The sequence below is a fragment of the Rhizobium sp. 01T437 genome, from assembly GCF_056398505.1.
Genome location: NZ_JBFTPM010000003.1, coordinates 18,036 through 36,231 on the forward strand (window position 1 = coordinate 18,036; position 18,196 = coordinate 36,231).

Sequence of the window (18,196 nt, forward strand, 5' to 3'; positions counted from 1 at the left end):
CACCAATAAAAGATGCTATTGAAATGCATCATTTCTTTTTGGGCGTTTTGACGCAGGTGCCATGAAGCTCACACGGTACACCGACTATGCGATCCGCGTGATGATTTACCTCGGATCACACGATGGAGAAATCCGTTCGATCAAGGAGGTCGCTGACGCCTATGAAATCTCCCAGAACCATCTGATGAAGGTGGTTCAGGATCTGGCGAAAGCCGGTTTCGTGGAATCGATCAGGGGTAGAAACGGCGGAATCCGGCTTGGCCGTCCGGCCGCCTCCATCAATCTCGGTCGCCTGCTCAGACATACTGAGGGCCTTGACGATATTCTCGAATGCTCTTCCTGTTCCATCAGAGCCGGCTGCGGCATGCCGCCCATCCTGCGAGAGGCGACGGCCGCTTTTGTCGGCGTCTTCGACCGCTATAGCGTTGCCGATATCATAGAACGGAAAGACGTGCTGAGAACGCTCTTTGCCGCAGCATAGGCTGTAGACTGCCGAAAGGCTGTCAGCTTTCAGGTGCTTCCGCGCATCTCGACATGCGGCTCGATCAACAGATGACGAGCCTCTTCGCGGCCATCAATCCTGCCGAGCAGCGTCTCCGCCGCTGTTCTGCCGAGTGCAGCGGCGTTCTGGTCCACGCTGGTCAGGCCGACGAGCGGAATGGCCGCCATCGGCGAATTGTCGTAGCCGATGATGGCGAGGTCCTCCGGAACCCGGATGCCGCTCATACGCGCGGCATTGATGAGGGGCACGGCATCGAGATCGGACCAGACGAAGACCGCACGGGGGCGATCCTCTAAGGCCAGGAAATCATTGATTGCCGCCCGACGGTCAGCGCCTACCGACGGCAGGCGGATGATGCGGCCTACGAGCCCCGCCGCCTTCGCGCCATCCAGATACCCTTTCTCGCGCTGCAGGGCGACGATGGTCGGCGGCGAGTCGCCAAGATCGTAGCCGAGCATTGCGATGTCCCGATAGCCGCGCTGCAAGGCGGCTTCGACTGCCAGATAAGCGCCCTTGTGGTCATCGGAATTGACGGTGTCGTAGGTCTGGGCATGCGGCTCGTGATGGGCGATGACCGCGATCGGAATTTGCCGCGCATAGAGCTCGAGGATCTTGCCCGATATTCGCGGAGCGATGATCAACACGCCATCCATACGGTTATCGATCATCGATTCGATCATCGAAGCCTCGATCGGACTTGTAGAGCGGCCGATCCCGATCAGCGCCTTGAAGCCGCTTTCCGCCAGCGTGGCGTTGGCCTCCTCGATGACGCCCGCCAGGAACGGGTTCGACAATTCGATCACCAAGACGCCGACTGTCTGCGTGCGGCCACGCATGGCGCGGGCTGCGACAGAAGGTCGGTAATTCAGCTTTTCAATCGAGATCTCGACCTTCGTACGCAGGACTTCGCTGACGCCGTAAGCGTTGCGAAGGACCTTGGATACCGCAGCGACGGAGACGCCGGCATCCTGCGCCACATCGCGGATCGTAACCCTGTCCCTCGTTGCGTTAACGGTCTGATTTTTCATTCCAAATTGCCTCACTCTCAAGTGTTGGGAAATTATAGGCACAAAACCTCTTGCGCGGCAATTGATAATGTAGAATGATATACATAGAACGATACACACTGAGCGGCCGCTTGAGGAGATTGGCGGTTGAGGGAGGCTCTAAATGAAGACTGTTTCGGCCCACGGCATCGCGGGAGAAGACGGCCTTGCCGGTTCTGCTTTCCAGTTTACAGCGTCGATGATCGGCCCGTCCTGCGATAGTGGCCAGGCAACATCAGGCACCTTCGTCTCACGCGAATTCGCGCTCGACACCGTTCCAGCGGAAGCAACGCTGCGCATCTCGGCCCTCGGTCTCTACCGCGCTTTCGTCAATGGCGAGCGCATCGGCGCCGATCTTCTGACGCCCGGTTGGACCTGCTACGATGACCGGATCGCCTATCAGACCTATGATGTCGCGAAGTTCCTGCAACCCGGTGCCAATCGCATCGAGATCTGGCTCGGCGACGGCTGGTATCGCAGCCAGCTGATGTGGGCTTCCAATCCAATTATCAATTGCTGGGGCGACCGGACGGCAGCGATCGCAGAATTGCGTACCGGCGGTGAAACGCTTGTGAAGACGGATGACAGCTGGAAGAGCGGCTTTACCCCCGTTGTCCGCAACGGGATCTATTATGGCGAGGATTATGACGCCCGTATCCGTCTGCAGGACAGTCACGGCGTCGACGTTCTCTCCTTCGACAAGGCTTTGCTCGTTCCTCACGAGACCGGCGCAGTCAAGGAACTGGCCGGGCTCTCTCCCATCGACCGCTGGACGGAGGCCGATGGTCGGATTGTCTATGATTTCGGGCAGAATGCTGGCGCCTATATCCGCCTGCGCCTCAAGGGTGCAGCCGGTGCGCAGGTGCGCGTCGAGCATTCCGAAGTGCTCGGCCCTGACCGCTTCTTCGACAATCGCAATTATCGCAGCGCGCGTGCCGAGCTGATCTATACGCTCTCTGGACAAGCCGAAGAGGAATACGCGCCTCTCTTCACCTTCATGGGCTTCCGCTATGCGCGCATCACCCTGACAGGCCGGGTTGAACTGATCGCGATCACTATGGTGCCGATTACCTCGGTGCCAACAAGTGCCGGCGGTTTCACGTCGGGTGTTGCGGCCGTCAACCGGCTCGTCGACAACACCATCTGGTCGCAACGCTCCAATTTCATCGAAGTGCCGACCGATTGCCCACAGCGCGATGAACGCCTCGGCTGGACTGGCGATGCCCAGGTTTTTGCCGGAACGGCCTGCTGGCTTGCCGACAGCCAGTCCTTCCTCAAGAAGTATCTTCGCGATGTGATCCACGACCAGCGTGCCGACGGCGCAGTCCCGCATTTTTCACCTGATCCGACGCGGCTTCACCCGATCGACGGGCGCGGCGATTGGGCGGGTTCAACTGGCTGGGGCGATGCGATCACCATCATTCCCTGGCAGCTTTACCTGCATTACGGTGACAGCGCCGTATTGGAAGAATGCTTCCCTGCAATGCTTCGCTGGCTCGATTACCTCTGGGGCATCTCAGATGGACCGATTATCCGTCCGCCGGCAATCTGGGGCGCGCATGGCTTCACCTTCGGCGACTGGCTGCAACCGGTCGGGGATAACCGGAAGCCGCGCCCGACCGTGGCAGATGATTGCGCAGCGACACTGTATCATTTCATTTCCACGCAGCTGACGGCAAAGATCGCGCGCATTCTGGGTGAGAGTGTCGAAGCAGCCAGACTCGATAAGCGCGCTGATGAAATCAAGGCGGCGTTCAAGCACGAGTTCTTCTCGCCCTCGGGCCGTATTGCCCATAACGACCAGACGTCGTGGTCTTTGGCGTTTCTCTACGACCTCGTCCCGCCGGAATATGAACCGGCTGCCCGTGACTATTTCCGCAGGGTCGCGGAAGAGACAGACGGCGTTATCGGCACAGGCTTCATCGGCACCCCTGCCCTTCTGCCGGCGCTGACCCGGCTCGGCATGCTGGACCTTGCCGAAAAGATGTTCCTGAACCGGAAGGTTCCGGGATGGCTGTATCAGGTCGAGCGTGGCGCGACCTCGATCTGGGAGCGATGGGATGCGCTCGCCGAAGATGGCACGATCTATGATCCCGACATGAACAGCTACAACCACTATGCCTATGGCGCGGTATGCCAGTGGCTCTTCGAAGATGTCGCCGGCATCAAGCCGCTGGAAGACAAGCCCGGCTTCGAGGAAATTGCCTTCGATCCCGCCATCCTGCCCGCTCTCTCGCCCGTTTCGGCCTGGCATGACACGCGCTTTGGCCGTATCGAAGCTGGATGGGCCCTGGAGGGGGAGACCGTCACGTGCCGCCTGGTACTGCCGCAGGGCGTGACTGCGCGCCTGCAAGGCAGGGGCGACCGCAAGTCACTGCGGGCAGATGGCACCCTGATCGAGCAAGGTGAGGAGACCAGGCTCGGCGCAGGAGAACATACGATTACGTTTTCTATCTGATGCGGTTGCTCGCGGGTTTTCGATCCGCGGGCAAGCAGCCCAACGCATTCCGGTCTTCAAGAGGAGGAAATGACTATGCGAATGACGAAGTGCAGCATCCTTGCAGCCAGTATCATGGCTCTTGCCGCTGGAGTGGCCCATGCGGATGTGACCCTCAGCGTCCTGATCGACACCAATCCGGAGACGATTGCCTCATTCGATGCCGTTTCCAAAGCCTATATGGAAAAGCATCCCGACGTCACATTCGATGTCGAGCAGCGTGCCGGAGGCTCGGAGGGCGATAACATCATCAAGACCCGGCTCGCCACCGGCGAAATGGCCGACATTTTCCTATATAACGGCGGCTCCCTCTTCCAGGCTTTGAAGCCGCAGGAAACGATCGCAGATCTTTCCGATCTTCCGTCAGAAGCCGGAATTCTCGACAGCTTCAAGAAGGTCGTCACCAGCCCGGACGGCCATGTCCGCGGCCTTCCTTTTGGTCCCGCCATGGGCGGCGGCATCTTCTACAACAGAAAGATCTACGCCGATCTCGGGCTGACCCCGCCGAAGACATGGGCGGAGTTCATGAGCAACAACGAGAAGATCAAGGCGGCCGGCAAGGTTGCCGTGGCGCAGACCTATGGCACGACTTGGACCTCGCAGCTCTTCGTGCTTGCCGACTTCTACAACGTCCAGGCCGAGGTTCCGAATTTCGCGGCCGACTATACCGCCAACAAGATCAAATATGCCAATACGCCAGCTGCGCTACGCGGCTTCGAACATCTTGAGGAGGTCGCGAAAGGCGGTTTCCTCAACGCGGACTTCGGCGCGGCGACCTTTGACGACGGCATGCGCATGGTCGCCACAGGCGAAGCCGCGCACTATCCGAACCTCACCTTCGGCATCGGCAACATCCAGCAGAATTTCCCTGACAACCTGAAGGATCTGGGCTTCTTCGCTCAGCCTGGAACGGACGCTGCCAAGAACGGCCTGACCGTCTGGATGCCTTCCGCGCTCTATGCTTCCGCAAAGTCTGAAAACCTGGAAGAGGCCAAGAAATTTCTTGATTTCGTCGGCTCCAAGGAAGCGTGCGACCTGATGGCCAAGGCCGTTCCGTCAGGTCCCTACCTCGTCAAGGGATGCGAACTTCCCAAGGACATTCCGCCGGTCGTTTCCGACATGCTGCCCTATTTCGATACTGAGGGACGCAACGGTCCGGCGCTCGAATTCCTCTCGCCCGTCAAGGGACCGGCGCTTGAGCAGATCACAGTCGAGGTCGGAACCGGCATACGCTCAGCCAAGGATGCAGCCGCCCTCTACGACCAGGATGTCGAGAAGCAGGCCAAGCAGCTCGGCCTGCCGAACTGGTAACCTTCCAGCCGATCCCTCACTCACCTCTTTGAGCCTGGGTGGGGGACGCTTCACGGTGTCCGTATGATAAAACGCAAGTCACCCTATCCCTACTGGTTCGTCCTGCCGGCGGCGGTGATATTCACCGTTCTCTTTCTGGCTCCGACGGTCGCCTCCCTCTGGTTCAGCCTCACGCGCTGGGACCTGTTCACCGCGCAGTTCATTGGCCTGGAAAACTACCGGCAATTCTTCCGCGAACCCTTTCTGATCCAGGGCCTGGTCAACACCGTCATCTATGCGGTGCTGACCTCAGGCACGAAAACCGTTCTCGGTCTCCTGCTCGCGGTGCTGTTGACCTCCGGCCTCTGGGGACAAGGCCTGCTGCGCACCGTGATCTTCTTTCCGGTTCTGGTATCGACGATCGGTGTCGGTATCACTTTCTCGGTGCTCATGCATCCGACACGCGGGTTGATCAATGTGGCGCTCGCCGCCATTGGCATCCATGGCCCCGGCTGGCTGACCGATCCGGCTCTCGCGCTCTACTCCATCGTCTTCGTTGACCTCTGGAAGGGCATCGGGCTTGCGACCGTGATCTATATCGCCGGGCTCGCATCGATCAGCCCCGACTATTATGAGGCCGCTCGCATCGATGGCGCGACCCGCACCCAGATGTTCTTCCGAGTGACCGTACCGCTGGTCAAGCCCGCGACGGTGACGGTTGTGACGCTCTCGCTGATCGGCGGTCTCAGAAGCTTCGACCTGATCTGGGCAATGACACGCGGCGGTCCCGGTTTCTCCTCGGATGTGCTCGCAAGCGTCATCTACAAGCAGTACCAGGCGGGCTTTTATGGCCTTTCGACGGCCGGCAATGTCATCCTCTTCCTGCTCATCGGCCTCATTGTCCTTCCGCTGACGGCCTGGTTCAACCGCAAGGAGGTGGATCTATGAGCCGCCGCCAGCTCTATACCGGGATTGCGGCACTGGCCGCCTGTGGCGTGATCTTCGTGCTGCCGTTCATCTTCATCTTCATCACGGCCGCCAAGACGAAACAGGATGCGGCAACGCTGAGATTCAGTTGGCCGGTCGAGTGGCAGCTCTGGCAGAATTTCATGGAGGTCGTGCAGACCCGCAACTACATGCTGCTGCTGGCCTACTTCAACTCGACCGTCATCACGGTGGCCGCCGTCACCCTGCTGGTGCTATTCGGCGCCATGGTCGGCTATGTGCTGCAGCGCCGCCCCTCGCGCTGGAATACGGTCATTTATGGCTGCGTGCTCGCCGGCTTGATGATCCCGCCGGCCATTGTTCCGACCATCTGGGTGCTGCAACTACTCGGCCTCTTCAAGACCTTGTCCGGCATGGTGCTGATCCAGGTCGCCTATGGTCTCGGCTTCACGGTTCTCCTGTTTCGCAGTTTCATCGCAACGATCCCGCGGGATCTCGACGAAGCTGCGATCATAGACGGGGCAAAACCATTCCAGATCTTCTTTCGCGTCATCCTGCCGCTCTTAAAGCCGGTCACCGTGACTGTTATCGTTGTCCAGTCAATCGCCATCTTCAACGATTTCACCAACCCGCTCTACTATCTGCCGGGTCGGGAAAACGTCACGGTGCAGCTGACGCTCTATAATTTCCAGGGACAGTTCCAGACCCAGTTCAACCTGCTGTTCATGAACATCCTTCTGGTGACCATTCCGCCCCTGATCGTCTTCATCTTCTTCAACCGGCAGATCGTTGCAGGCATGACCGCCGGTGCAGTCAAGGGATAAACCATGACAAGCGTTGTTCTCGAAAGTGTCCGCAAGAGCTTCGGCAACCTGGAGGTCATGAAGGGCGTCGATCTCACCGTTGAACCGGGCGAATTCTGCGTCTTCGTAGGCCCGTCCGGCTGCGGGAAATCGACCCTGTTGCGTATTATCTCCGGACTGGAGACGCAGACTTCGGGCAAGGTGTTCATCGACAGCAAGGACGTGACCTATGCCGAACCGTCCGAGCGCGGGATCGCCATGGTCTTCCAATCCTATGCGCTCTATCCGCATCTGACCGTCGCAGAAAACATCGGCTTCGGCCTGTCGCTCGCCAGGCGATCCAAGGCGGAAATCGCCGAAAGGGTGAAACAGACCGCCGATATCCTGCAGCTGTCGCACCTGCTCGATCGCAAGCCGAAGGCACTCTCTGGCGGGCAGCGGCAGCGCGTAGCGATCGGTCGGGCGATTATCCGCAATCCAAAAGTCTTCCTGTTCGATGAGCCGCTGTCTAATCTCGATGCGTCGCTGCGCTCGCAGATGCGCATCGAGCTGACCGAGCTTCATGCCAAGCTCGGCGCGACCATGATCTACGTCACCCATGATCAGGTCGAGGCGATGACGATGGCGGACAAGATCGTTGTTCTGAATGGCGGACAGATCGAGCAGGTCGGAACGCCGATGACGCTCTACAACAATCCGGCCAGCCCCTTCGTGGCCGGCTTTATCGGCTCGCCGAAGATGAACCTGTTCGAGGGAGAGATCGCCGCACAGGAGGGATGCCGGACCTACGGTATCCGGCCCGAACATATCACGCTCTCGCCGACGGAAGGCAAATGGCAAGGCAAGGTGCGCCATATCGAGCGGCTCGGCGCAGATACGGTCGTCTACCTCGATGTGCCGGAATTGCAGACACTTGTCGTGCGTACGGACGGCGACCGGCCGGTGACAACAGGTGAAACGCAGTTCGCCTCACCGCTCGCCGGGAAAGAACACCGGTTCTCCTGATCTCTATCGTACGATGCGGAAGTCGCTCGGTATCTCATCGAGATTTGCCGGCTCCGCTTTCACGTCTGCCACGGAGGAGCCGGCGGGACCGCTCCAGAAACGCTCGAGCATGGAGCTCGTGGCGCCTTGAGAACCGACGATCAAAGCGCTGACCGAGCCGTCGGCCTCGTTCCTCACCCAGCCCGTCAGGCCGAGTTGCAGGGCCTGGCCGCGGGTCCAGGCGCGATAGCCGACACCTTGCACGCCGCCGGTGATGTACACACGAAAAGCATCCTGGGTCGCGGTCATCTGGGCTCCTCTCCGACAACCAGATGATGTCGCTGCCGGCGCTCTTTGCAAGGGTCATGTTTCCATCGGTGGAAAATGCACCCGTTCAACACTTCTTCTTGCGGGGCAGATCTTGACGATCGGCAGTCGAACTAGCGCCCGAGCGGGACTGGACCGACCCTATCCATGCCCGCATTCGGGATCAGTTTTCGAAGGCAAGCTCGGGCGTCTCAACTAGCGGCGGAGATAGCGCCGATCATCGAACGCATGTCCCGCCGAAAATCAGATGGAGACATGCCGGCGATATTGCGGAAGGACTTGTTGAAGGCGCTGATCGAGCCGAAACCGCTATCCATCGCGATCTGAAGAACGTTCGCCCCTTCGCCCATCAGTTGCGCCTGGGCATGCGAAAGACGCAGCAGATTGATGTATTTGCTGATCGTCATGCCTGTCGTCTTCTTGAACAGGTTCATCGCATATTTCGGATGAAGATCGACCGCGCGGGCGATTTCGACGGTATCGATGTCCTGCAGGAAATTGCTCGCAATGAAATCGCACATGCGCGCGACGCTGCGGGAAAGATGCGAATTGGGCTGCTCAAGCTCGCCTGTGCTGGTGCCTGGAACCATCAGATATGATTCCAGGGCAATCCGCTCGATGCGCAGAAGCAATTCATCGACGGCGTGCTGCGTCTTCCTGACATCATTGGATCTCGCATAGTCATACCAGCGTGGGAAATTTGCCTCATCCGCCGCATCGGTCGCCGATGTCAGCAGGATTTCCCCCTTCATTAACCGTGTGCCTATGGTCGGAGGCAGACGCAGCCTGAAGAAATAGACGAGCGGTAGATGCGCGCCCGCATAAAGGGAATCATCTGAGGACTCGTCCATCTGATGCGGCTGCCCGCCCCAGAAAAGGCACATCTGGCCGGCTTTTAGCGTAATGTCATGGTCGCTCATGCGATAATGGACGCTGCCACGCATGATGTAATTGACCTCAACCTGGGCATGCCAATGCGGCATCGCCATGACCGGTGGATGGGCATAAAACATCTGCAGCGCCATCGGCATGCCTTCAATCGTGCTGGCACCAGGCTGGTAAACAGGTTTGTCAACGACCTTACTTTCCGCCAATTCCATATTCCCTTTTTATGAGACAGCCGCTCCCGCCGCGCTAAATTAGGCACGTTCGCTCAGCGACGGCAATTGAAAAGGGAGGATTTTCATGCGCTCTAAACTCATCACTGCAACGACAGCGCTTGTGCTGCTTGCATCCGGATCTGCCTATGCGCAGTCCGCTACACTTACCATCTGGAGCTGGAATGTCGCAGCTTCCGCTCTCAAATCGACGGTCGAAGGCTTCAACAAGCAGTTTCCCGACATCAAGGTCGATGTCCAGGATCTCGGAAACCAGCAGGTCTTCGACAAGACGCTCGCCGCCTGCGCTGCCGGCGGCGATGGCCTTCCTGATATTGTCACGATAGAGAATTTCGAGGCGGAAATCTTCTGGAGCCGCTTCCCGGATTGCTTCGCCAATCTGAAGGACCTCGGTTACAACGCCRACATGCAGGCGAAATTCCCCGAGTTCAAACGTACAGAGCTTGAAATCGGTGATGTCGCCTATGCCATGCCGTGGGATTCCGGTCCGGTCACAGTCTTCTATCGTCGCGACTATTACGAAAAGGCCGGTGTCGATCCGAAGTCGATCGCAACCTGGGACGATTTCATTGCCGCCGGCAAGAAGGTCTCGGCAGCCAATCCCGGCGTCGTCATGGGCCAGGGCGATTTCAACGGCGACAGCGAATGGTTCCGCATGCTCGCCAATGAACAGGGCTGCGGTTATTTCTCGACCGATGGCCAGTCGATCACCATCAATAAGCCGGCTTGTGTGCAGACGCTGGAAAAAGTCAAGGCGATGAAGGATGCGGGCACGCTGACGGCGGCGAACTGGGATGAGAAGATCTCCTCCAACACCGCCGGCAAAGTGGCAAGCCAGGTCTTCGGCGGCTGGTACGAAGGCACGATCCGTTCCGGCTCTCCCGATCTGTCAGGCAAGTGGGGCGTCTACGCCATGCCCGGCATGACCGCAGACAGCCCGCATGCTGCCAACCTCGGCGGCTCCTCGCTCGCCATCAATGCCAATTCGCAGAACAAGGAAGCAGCCTTCAAATATCTGACCTATGCGCTCACCACCAATGAGGGCCAGGTCACCATGCTGAAGTCGTTCGGTCTCGTGCCGTCGCTGCTGTCGGCTGTTCAGGATCCCTTCGTCAACGAGCCGCAGCCCTATTGGGGTGGCCAGAAGATCTGGGCCGACATCCTGGCTACCCTGCCGAAGATCGTGCCGAGCCGCGGTACGGCCTTCCAGACGGATGCGGATGCCATCTACAAGACGACGCAGACGAAGTATTTCGCCGGCGGCTATCCCGATGCGAAGGCGGCTCTCGACGATGCCGCCAAACAGATCGCATCGGCGACCGGTCTTCCGATCGCACAATGAATGGCAAGCCGGGCGCCAAAGCGCCCGGCCTCGCCTGCCGCGGGAGGCGGCTGGCACATTCGTTTCGGTAAGGAGGATTCATGCCGATCAGAAACCGCAGCGCCTATGCGTTCCTTGCGCCCTATCTTCTGGTCTTTGCCGCCTTCTGGGTCTGGCCGATCATCAATTCGTTTCTGATCTCGTTCCAGAACACGCGCATCAATCCGTGGAAATTCAGCCTTCAGGCCAATTGGGGGCGCCTCTTTGCCGACCCGGCCTTCTACAACGCCGTCTATAACACGCTCATCATCCTGGTCATCCAGGTGCCCGTCATGATCGCCCTTGCGACCATCATGGCCGTGCTGCTCAATTCGCCGCTTCTGAAAGCGCGCGTCCTGTTCCGTTTCGCCTTTTTTGCGCCGGTCGTGGTTGGCGAAGTCGCCTATGCGGCGGTCTTCCGGCTGATGTTCAATCTCGATTTCGGCATCATCAACAAGCTGATCGGCGCAGCCGGCCTCGCCCCCGTTTCCTGGTTCGACAATGCCAATGCCGCCATGGTCGTCATTATCATTGCCGTCACCTGGCGATGGGCGGGCTACAATGCCATCATCATCCTGGCCGGCCTGCAATCGATCCCGGAAGATGTCTACGAGGCGGCCACGCTCGACCGCGTCAGCAAGCTGCAACAGTTCTTCCACATCACCCTGCCGCTCCTGAAGCCGATCATTCTTTTCTGCGTGGTTCTGTCCGTCATCGGTACGATGCAGCTCTTCGCCGAACCATTCCTCATTACCAACAGAGGCGGACCTGGCGGTGGCACGGAGACACTTGGCCTGCTGCTCTATCGTCAGGGCTTTACATCGCTGAACTTCGGTTATGCCTCGGCGATCGCCTATACGATGGCAGCGCTCGCAGTCGCGATCTCGCTGCTCAACCTTTGGGTCGGGAGGGAGCCGAAATGAGATCCAAGTCGCAATCGCTTCTCATCCGCCAGATCGCCCTGCACGCCTTCCTGCTGCCGCTCGCGATTATCTGGCTCTTTCCGCTCTGGATGATGTTCGTTTTCTCGACCATGCCCGATTACGGCATCTTCAGCCCGCAGATCGTGCTCTGGCCCTCGACCAATTTCGTTGCGAATTTCCAAAACCTGCAGGCAGACACGAACTTCGTCGGCGCCATGGTAATCTCCATCGTCGTCGCCACCATCTATACTGCCCTGTCGGTGATGCTGACCTCCATGGCCGGCTGGGCGCTCGCGCGTTACCGTTTCGTTGGCCGTTCGCTGGTCATCGCCATCATCCTCGGCACGATCACTCTGCCCTATTTCGTGGTCGTCATTCCGCAATTCATCATGGTGGCGCGCGACTTCAAGCTCGCCAATACTTGGATCGCCCTCATCGTGCCGCCTCTCTTCAATTCGCTCGGCGTGCTCTTCATGCGGCAGTCTTTCTCGATGATGCCGAATGACCTCTTCGATGCAGCCCGCGTCGAAGGCGTCAAGGAATGGCAGATCTTCCTGCGCATCGCGCTGCCGCTTGCCCGGCCGACCATGGCGGCACTGGCAATCATTCTCTTCCTCGCCTCCTGGAACAATTATCTCTGGCCGCTGCTGATCAATTCGAAGCCCGGCATGATGACGGCTCCGGTGGCGCTCGGCGTGCTGATCGGCCTCACCAAGGTTTCCTGGGGTGGCATCATGGCGGGTGCGGTGCTTTTGACGGCACCGATCCTCGTCGTCTTCGTGGCACTGCAGCGTCACTTCATCGCCGGCATTGCGGCCGGCGCAATCAAATAATCGAGGGGCCTATGGCAGAGCTTTCACTCAATAATATCGTCAAGCGCTACGGCGCGCTTGAAATCATTCATGGCGCCGATCTGGACGTGAAGGACGGCGAGTTCGTCGTCTTCGTCGGCCCTTCCGGCTGCGGCAAGTCCACGCTGCTGCGCATGATCGCCGGCCTTGAGGATATCACCGGCGGCGAGCTGAAGATTGGCGGTCGTGTCGTCAACGATGTCGAGCCGGCCGACCGTGGCATCGCCATGGTCTTCCAATCCTATGCGCTCTACCCGCATCTGACAGTCGAGGAGAACCTGAGCTTCGGCCTGCGCATGAATGGCAACCCGACGGCAGACACCGAACGGCGCGTGCGCCATGTCGCGGAGATCCTGCAGATCACTGAATTGATGAAGCGCCGGCCAAAGCAGCTTTCCGGCGGCCAGCGCCAGCGCGTCGCAATCGGCCGCGCCATCGTGCGCGAACCGCAGGTCTTCCTGTTCGACGAGCCACTGTCGAACCTCGATGCGGAACTGCGCGTACAGATGCGCGTCGAGATCTCCAGGCTGCACAAGCAGCTTGGCACGACGATGATCTATGTGACACACGACCAGACAGAGGCGATGACACTCGCCGACAAGATTGTCGTTCTGCGCGCCGGCAATATCGAACAGATCGGCGCGCCGCTCGACCTCTATGACGATCCAGCCAATCAGTTCGTTGCAGGCTTTGTCGGTTCGCCGAAAATGAACTTCCTCAAGGCCGAGGTGGCCGAGGTCCGGGCGGGCAAAGCGACAGTCGTGCTCGCGGACGACAGAACGGTGCGCCTCGCGGTACCATTGCACGACCCCATCACATCGGGCACGCCCGTCACGCTCGGCATCCGGCCAGAGCATTTCGGCGAGGCGGGTCAGGGCGAAACGGATCTGACGGTTGCCGTCGATGTCGCCGAGCACCTCGGCAATACCAGCTACATCTACGCAAACTTTGGCGGTGAGCAGCTCATCATCGAACAACCAGAATCCCGCAGCCTCGGCAAGACCGAGCGGCTGACAGTGTCGCTGTCCGCCGCCCGCACCTTCCTGTTCGATGCAGCCGGCAAGCGGCTCCGATAACGCAATCCCAAGACCGAAAGACGAAAGAGGATAGTCATGACTTCAGATAATCCGATCCGCTGGGGCATTATCGGCCCCGGCACCATCGCCCGCACTTTTGCCGATGGCGTCGCGCATTCGCGCACCRGCAAACTCGTGGCGATCGCCACCCGCAATCCCGACAAGCCAGGCCTTGCCGATGGCTTTCCAGGTGCGCGTATCGTCAATGGGTATGAGACGCTGTTGGCCGACAAGGAAGTCGACGCGATCTATATCGCCACGCCCCATACCGGGCATGCTGAATGGGCTATCAAGGCAATCCGCGCCGGCAAACATGTGCTGGTCGAAAAGCCGATCGCTCTCTCGGCCTATGATGCCGAGGCAATCTATTACGAGGCGAAGAAGGCCGGCGTCTTTGCCGGCGAAGCCTTCATGTATCGTGTGCATCCGCAGACCGAAAAGCTGATCGAGCTCGTCAAGAGCGGCACGATCGGCGAAATCCGCATCATCCGCTCCAGCTTCGGCTTCAGCATGGGCAGCTACAAGCCGGAACACCGCCTGTTTGCCAATGAGACGGCAGGCGGCGGCATTCTCGATGTCGGCGGCTATCCTGTCTCCATGGCCCGGCTGATTGCCGGTGCAACGGCCGGCAAGCCGTTCCTGGACCCGGAAAAGGTCTCTGGTGTGGCCCATCTCGGCCAATCCGGCGTCGATGAATGGGCGTCTGCCGTGCTCAAATTCCCGAACGACATCATCGCCGAAGTTTCGTGCTCGATCATGGCGCAGCAGGATAACGTACTGCGCATCATCGGGTCTGCAGGCCGCATCGAAGTCAAGGATTTCTGGTTTGCCTCCGGCCACAAGGGCGGCGTCGGCAAAATCGAGATCTTCAGGAACGGCGAGCAGGAGACGATCGAAGTCACGGAAGACCGCTGGCTCTACTCGTTCGAAGCGGACGCTGCAGGTGACGCGATCCGCGCCGGCGAACAGGAATTCCGCTCACCGGGCATGAGCTGGGCGGATTCGATCAACAATCTCAAGGTGCTCGACCAGTGGCGCGCTTCGGTTGGTCTCGAATATGGCGTCGAGAAAGCAGCCAAGCGCACCCTGAACATTGCCGGCGGCGCTGTCCTGCGCGGCAACTCCGTTCCGCAGCGCCAGATCCCCGGCATTTCCAAGCCGGCGTCGGTCGTCACCCTCGGCTTCGAATTCTTTCCGAATTTCGCGGCCGCCTCGCTGACGCTCGATACCTTCTATGAAGCCGGAGGCAATGTCTTCGACACCGCCTTCGTCTATGGCGGCGGCAAGACGGAGGCTATCTTCGGCGACTGGCATACGAGCCGGCAGGTTCCGCGCGAGGAGATCGTGCTGATCGGCAAAGGCGCCCACTCGCCGCTCTGCTATCCCGATGTCATCAGCAAGCAGCTCGATCAGTCTCTCAACCGCCTGAAGACCGACTATGTCGATATCTACTTCATGCATCGCGATAACACCGACGTGCCGGTCGGTGAGTTCGTCGATGCCATGGATGCCGAAGTCAAGCGCGGCCGCATCCGCGGCATCTTCGGCGGCTCGAACTGGACGCGCGCGCGTTTCGACGAGGCGATCGCCTATGCGAAGAAGAACGGGAAGCAAGCGCCTGCCGCCCTTTCCAATAACTTCTCGCTCGCCGAAATGCTCGATCCGATCTGGGCCGGCTGCGTTGCCGCCTCGGACGATGAGTGGAAAAAGTGGCTGAACGAAAAGCAGATCCCGAACTTCGCCTGGTCGAGCCAGGGTCGTGGCTTCTTCACCGACCGGGCCGGCCGCGACAAGCGCGATGATGAGGAGATTGTTCGCTGCTGGTATTCGGATCGCAACTTCGGGCGCCGTGACCGGGCAATCGCGCTTGCCAAAGAGCTTGGCCGGCATCCGATCCATATCGCGCTTGCCTATGTTATCGCTCAGCCGTTCCCGGTCATTCCGCTGATCGGACCGCGCACGATCGCCGAGCTGGAAGACAGCCTTTCGGCACTGAACATCACGCTGACGCCCGAACAGGTGAAGTGGCTGGAGGGCTGATTGCCTCTTCCAAAGAGTACGTGACGACAAGCGGCAGCCCTCAACGCCTGCCGCTTTTCTGTTGCGCGACGGCACAACGGCCAATGACAACTAATCGATCGGTGTTGCATTCTCGCCATTGCCCTCAACCATAGGTCATCTAGTGTAGGGCCGCACCAGGGAGCAATGCGATGACGCGAACGGTTTGGCCGAAGGAAGCGCTGACGTCGGAGACGATGAATTTTCTCGACGGCATTCACCAGGAATGGTGCTCGGCCGCACGTTGCAGCCGTTGCAGCAATCTCGGAATGGCAAAGGCGAAAGCGCTGGTCGACTGGTTCGAATTCGGTGTGCGGGATCGCGACGAGTTGCTCGGCCTGCTGTCGGAAGATTTTTCCGGCGCCGCCTGAGGCGGCCCACTTGTTTTTGCCGTATTGGCGCTACCTCACTCTGAACGATACCGTGAGGAGACGCCTTTGCGTAAACGACTAGTATTATTCGGCATTATCCTGTTTCCAGCGACAGCTTTCGCGCAATCCCCGGATCTGGAGGCGACATGCCAATCAGTCGCCAAGGGCTTCTTCATGAGCGATCAGCTTTCGATCGGCACGGTTCAATCCTTCCCCGAACTCAAGCCACCGGGGGTTCGCATGACCTATTCGACGCGATCGGGAACCGCACCGGGCGAGATGACCGATACATTCGAATGCGAATTCGACAAGGTTGACAAGCCGCATCACCTTGCGCGGTTCTGCGTATCGAATACCTGTTATTCACCAGGTGAAGATGATGCCGATCGAAAACGCCGCTTCGAGGAAGCCCGAATTCTGCTGGAGCGAACCGAGAAGTAATCTACCTATGCGCGATTAGTGTCGCGTATGAATGTCACCGCTCTCGCCGGCGCCCTGGAGTAAAGCTGCATCGTCGCGATCGTCTTCATCGATCAATTCCTGCATCGTCTCGTGTTCATCATCCTCGCTGAACTCGTCAGATGCCTGCAGCCAGTGCCGAAGCGCGGTCCCTTCCGGGCGGCCCTCTTGCTCCCAAATCTCGTAGGCGCGCTGCCGAATTGCTTCTTCCTTGTCCCTAGCCATTCTGTTGCCTCCAATCGCCTCAATCTGCCGGCGTCCTCTCGTTAGTGGGCGACGCCGGTGATCGGATCGACGATCACCCGCTCGCTTTCATCCCTGGCACCCGGCGGCTGGACCGTCGGTGGAGCAATGGCTTCCTTGTCCGCACAATCTGGCGCTTCCGCAATCGGTCCGACATCCCTGGGACGGCGCTGTTCGGCTTTGGCGTTGGTATCCTTCGTGCCCATGACGCATCTCCTTTCCTAGGAAACACCGGCATTCGTTCGAGGTTCCGCCGTAGAGTTCAAATGAGGGCCTTGCCACGCCGCTCCGGCCGACTGGCAGGAGCGAGATGGCGGAGCCGAGGAATTTTTCCCGGCTATCAGAACTTCTCGGTCGTATCGGCCTTGCCCTTGACCCAGTAGCCCGAGGCCTTGATCCAGCTCAGCGGATAGCCGCGTTCTTCGACGAGATAGGCACGGATTGCCCGCACCACCGACGCCTCGGCTGCAATCCAGACGAAGGTCTGGGGAACGATGTCGGTCCCCGCCAGGGCAGCAATCAGCGGTTCGGCGTTCGTCGCATCGGAGAGAGGACGGTAGACCCAACGCGTTCTGAGCGCTGCAGTTGTGTCGAAGGATTGCTCTTCTTCCGGGCCTGCGACTGCGGCGACTGTCACAATGGTCGTATCGGCCCCGCTCTCCTCGATGCGCCGGCCGATGGCAGGCAAAGCCGTCTCATCACCGATCAAAAGCCATGTCGTCACACTCCCGGCAACCACGGCTGAGCCGCGCGGGCCGCCGATTTCAAGAGACATGCCTGGCTGGGCGTCAATTGCCCATTGCGTGACCGGACCGGCCTCGTGCAGGGCGAAGTCGATCGTCAGGCTGCAGGCAGCGTTATCATAGCGGCGCGGCGTGTAGTCCCGACGTTCCTCGGCGCCATCGGCGCCGGGCACGATGATCTTGATGTGATCGTCAGGTGCAAGGCTGGTGAAATCGGCGAGGTCTTCGCCAATCAGGACGATGCGCCGCATGCCGGGCGTGATATCGGCCACGCTTTCGACCGTCGGCGAACGGCGGCGCAATTCATGGCGGACCCGTTCGATAGTCGGTGCAGGGAACTGGGAATGTGTGGAATGGTTGTTATCCATCATGTCCTTCCGGGGCTTCGGGAAACGATCCGCAGGACACAGTCGCGCAGATCGAAGCCGCAAAGCCGTTCGATCATACGCGTTGAGTGACGTTAACGCTTACGTGGCTGGATCGTCTCCGGCCAATAATCCTTCTCTAGCGAAGGCCGGAACACGACGCAATAAAAAACTTGAGTTTCTGTCTCCATTTTTGATGGTTACCCGAACCTCAGATTCGGCCCGTAACCCTAAA

Annotated in this window: 18 protein-coding genes and 1 pseudogene; 13 read left to right on the forward strand and 6 right to left on the reverse strand. The window is 59.4% G+C overall.

Translation table 11 applies throughout. From position 1 onward, the window contains the following. Nucleotides 1–61: 61 nt before the first annotated feature. Nucleotides 62–481 carry an Rrf2 family transcriptional regulator gene (locus AC1DM5_RS06315; RefSeq protein ID WP_025668258.1) on the forward strand — a complete coding sequence of 140 codons (420 nt, stop codon included), beginning with the start codon at nt 62–64 and terminating at the stop codon, nt 479–481. Nucleotides 482–510: 29 nt separating this feature from the next. On the opposite strand, the gene AC1DM5_RS06320 is transcribed toward AC1DM5_RS06315, so the two are convergent. After that, on the reverse strand, nt 511–1,530 hold the full coding sequence (locus tag AC1DM5_RS06320) for a LacI family DNA-binding transcriptional regulator (RefSeq protein WP_477818425.1): 1,020 nt from the start codon (nt 1,528–1,530) through the stop codon (nt 511–513). Nucleotides 1,531–1,672: 142 nt separating this feature from the next. On the opposite strand from AC1DM5_RS06320, the gene AC1DM5_RS06325 reads away from it, so the two are divergent. From AC1DM5_RS06325 to AC1DM5_RS06345, 5 genes are all read left to right on the forward strand, one after another. Next, nucleotides 1,673–4,006 (forward strand): family 78 glycoside hydrolase catalytic domain, encoded by a 2,334-nt coding sequence (locus tag AC1DM5_RS06325; RefSeq protein ID WP_477974773.1) that lies wholly within the window; start codon nt 1,673–1,675, stop codon nt 4,004–4,006. A gap of 69 nt (nt 4,007–4,075) precedes the next feature. After that, nucleotides 4,076–5,356, forward strand: a complete 1,281-nt coding sequence (locus AC1DM5_RS06330) for an ABC transporter substrate-binding protein (RefSeq protein ID WP_477818426.1) — start codon at nt 4,076–4,078, stop codon at nt 5,354–5,356. A 63-nt stretch (nt 5,357–5,419) separates the two neighbouring features. Beyond that, nucleotides 5,420–6,283, forward strand: coding sequence for a carbohydrate ABC transporter permease (locus AC1DM5_RS06335; RefSeq protein WP_477818427.1), 864 nt, complete (start codon nt 5,420–5,422; stop codon nt 6,281–6,283). Continuing rightward, nucleotides 6,280–7,104 (forward strand): carbohydrate ABC transporter permease, encoded by an 825-nt coding sequence (locus AC1DM5_RS06340; RefSeq protein WP_113184794.1) that lies wholly within the window; start codon nt 6,280–6,282, stop codon nt 7,102–7,104. Before AC1DM5_RS06335 ends, AC1DM5_RS06340 begins: the two co-directional genes overlap by 4 nt. A gap of 3 nt (nt 7,105–7,107) precedes the next feature. Further along, complete coding sequence (locus AC1DM5_RS06345) at nt 7,108–8,088, forward strand: ABC transporter ATP-binding protein (protein WP_477818428.1); 981 nt, start codon at nt 7,108–7,110, stop codon at nt 8,086–8,088. A 3-nt stretch (nt 8,089–8,091) separates the two neighbouring features. Here the strand turns inward: AC1DM5_RS06345 and AC1DM5_RS06350 are convergent, their stop codons facing one another. Together AC1DM5_RS06350 and AC1DM5_RS06355 are read right to left on the reverse strand one after the other, a co-directional pair. Next, entirely contained in the window at nt 8,092–8,376 is a 285-nt protein-coding gene (locus AC1DM5_RS06350) for an acylphosphatase (protein ID WP_477818429.1), read from the reverse strand. A gap of 209 nt (nt 8,377–8,585) precedes the next feature. After that, a complete protein-coding gene (locus tag AC1DM5_RS06355) occupies nt 8,586–9,494 on the reverse strand; it encodes a helix-turn-helix domain-containing protein (RefSeq protein WP_477818430.1) in 909 nt (302 codons plus the stop codon). A gap of 85 nt (nt 9,495–9,579) precedes the next feature. On the opposite strand from AC1DM5_RS06355, the gene AC1DM5_RS06360 reads away from it, so the two are divergent. The 7 genes from AC1DM5_RS06360 to AC1DM5_RS06390 all read left to right on the forward strand — a co-directional run bounded on the left by AC1DM5_RS06360 (nt 9,580) and on the right by AC1DM5_RS06390 (nt 16,592). Further along, nucleotides 9,580–10,854, forward strand: a complete 1,275-nt coding sequence (locus AC1DM5_RS06360; protein WP_477974775.1) for an ABC transporter substrate-binding protein — start codon at nt 9,580–9,582, stop codon at nt 10,852–10,854. Nucleotides 10,855–10,934: 80 nt separating this feature from the next. Next, a complete protein-coding gene (locus AC1DM5_RS06365) occupies nt 10,935–11,795 on the forward strand; it encodes a carbohydrate ABC transporter permease (RefSeq protein WP_113320038.1) in 861 nt (286 codons plus the stop codon). Then, a complete protein-coding gene (locus AC1DM5_RS06370; RefSeq protein ID WP_477818431.1) occupies nt 11,792–12,628 on the forward strand; it encodes a carbohydrate ABC transporter permease in 837 nt (278 codons plus the stop codon). The genes AC1DM5_RS06365 and AC1DM5_RS06370 overlap by 4 nt, the downstream gene beginning before the upstream one ends. 11 nt (nt 12,629–12,639) lie before the next feature. Next, nucleotides 12,640–13,722: an ABC transporter ATP-binding protein gene (locus tag AC1DM5_RS06375; protein ID WP_477818432.1), complete on the forward strand. Its 1,083-nt coding sequence runs from the start codon at nt 12,640–12,642 to the stop codon at nt 13,720–13,722. Between the two features lie 36 nt (nt 13,723–13,758). Continuing rightward, on the forward strand, nt 13,759–15,762 hold the full coding sequence (locus AC1DM5_RS06380) for an aldo/keto reductase (protein ID WP_477974777.1): 2,004 nt from the start codon (nt 13,759–13,761) through the stop codon (nt 15,760–15,762). A 170-nt stretch (nt 15,763–15,932) separates the two neighbouring features. Further along, nucleotides 15,933–16,151 (forward strand): hypothetical protein, encoded by a 219-nt coding sequence (locus AC1DM5_RS06385; protein WP_477818434.1) that lies wholly within the window; start codon nt 15,933–15,935, stop codon nt 16,149–16,151. Between the two features lie 66 nt (nt 16,152–16,217). Next, nucleotides 16,218–16,592, forward strand: a complete 375-nt coding sequence (locus AC1DM5_RS06390) for a hypothetical protein (RefSeq protein WP_477818435.1) — start codon at nt 16,218–16,220, stop codon at nt 16,590–16,592. A gap of 33 nt (nt 16,593–16,625) precedes the next feature. Here the strand turns inward: AC1DM5_RS06390 and AC1DM5_RS06395 are convergent. From AC1DM5_RS06395 to AC1DM5_RS06405, 3 genes and pseudogenes are all read right to left on the reverse strand, one after another. Continuing rightward, a pseudogene (locus tag AC1DM5_RS06395) lies at nt 16,626–16,835 on the reverse strand (DUF2934 domain-containing protein); the annotation flags it as partial. A gap of 41 nt (nt 16,836–16,876) precedes the next feature. Continuing rightward, entirely contained in the window at nt 16,877–17,059 is a 183-nt protein-coding gene (locus tag AC1DM5_RS06400; protein WP_477818436.1) for a hypothetical protein, read from the reverse strand. A gap of 134 nt (nt 17,060–17,193) precedes the next feature. Continuing rightward, a complete protein-coding gene (locus AC1DM5_RS06405) occupies nt 17,194–17,964 on the reverse strand; it encodes a siderophore-interacting protein (protein ID WP_477818437.1) in 771 nt (256 codons plus the stop codon). Nucleotides 17,965–18,196: the final 232 nt, after the last annotated feature.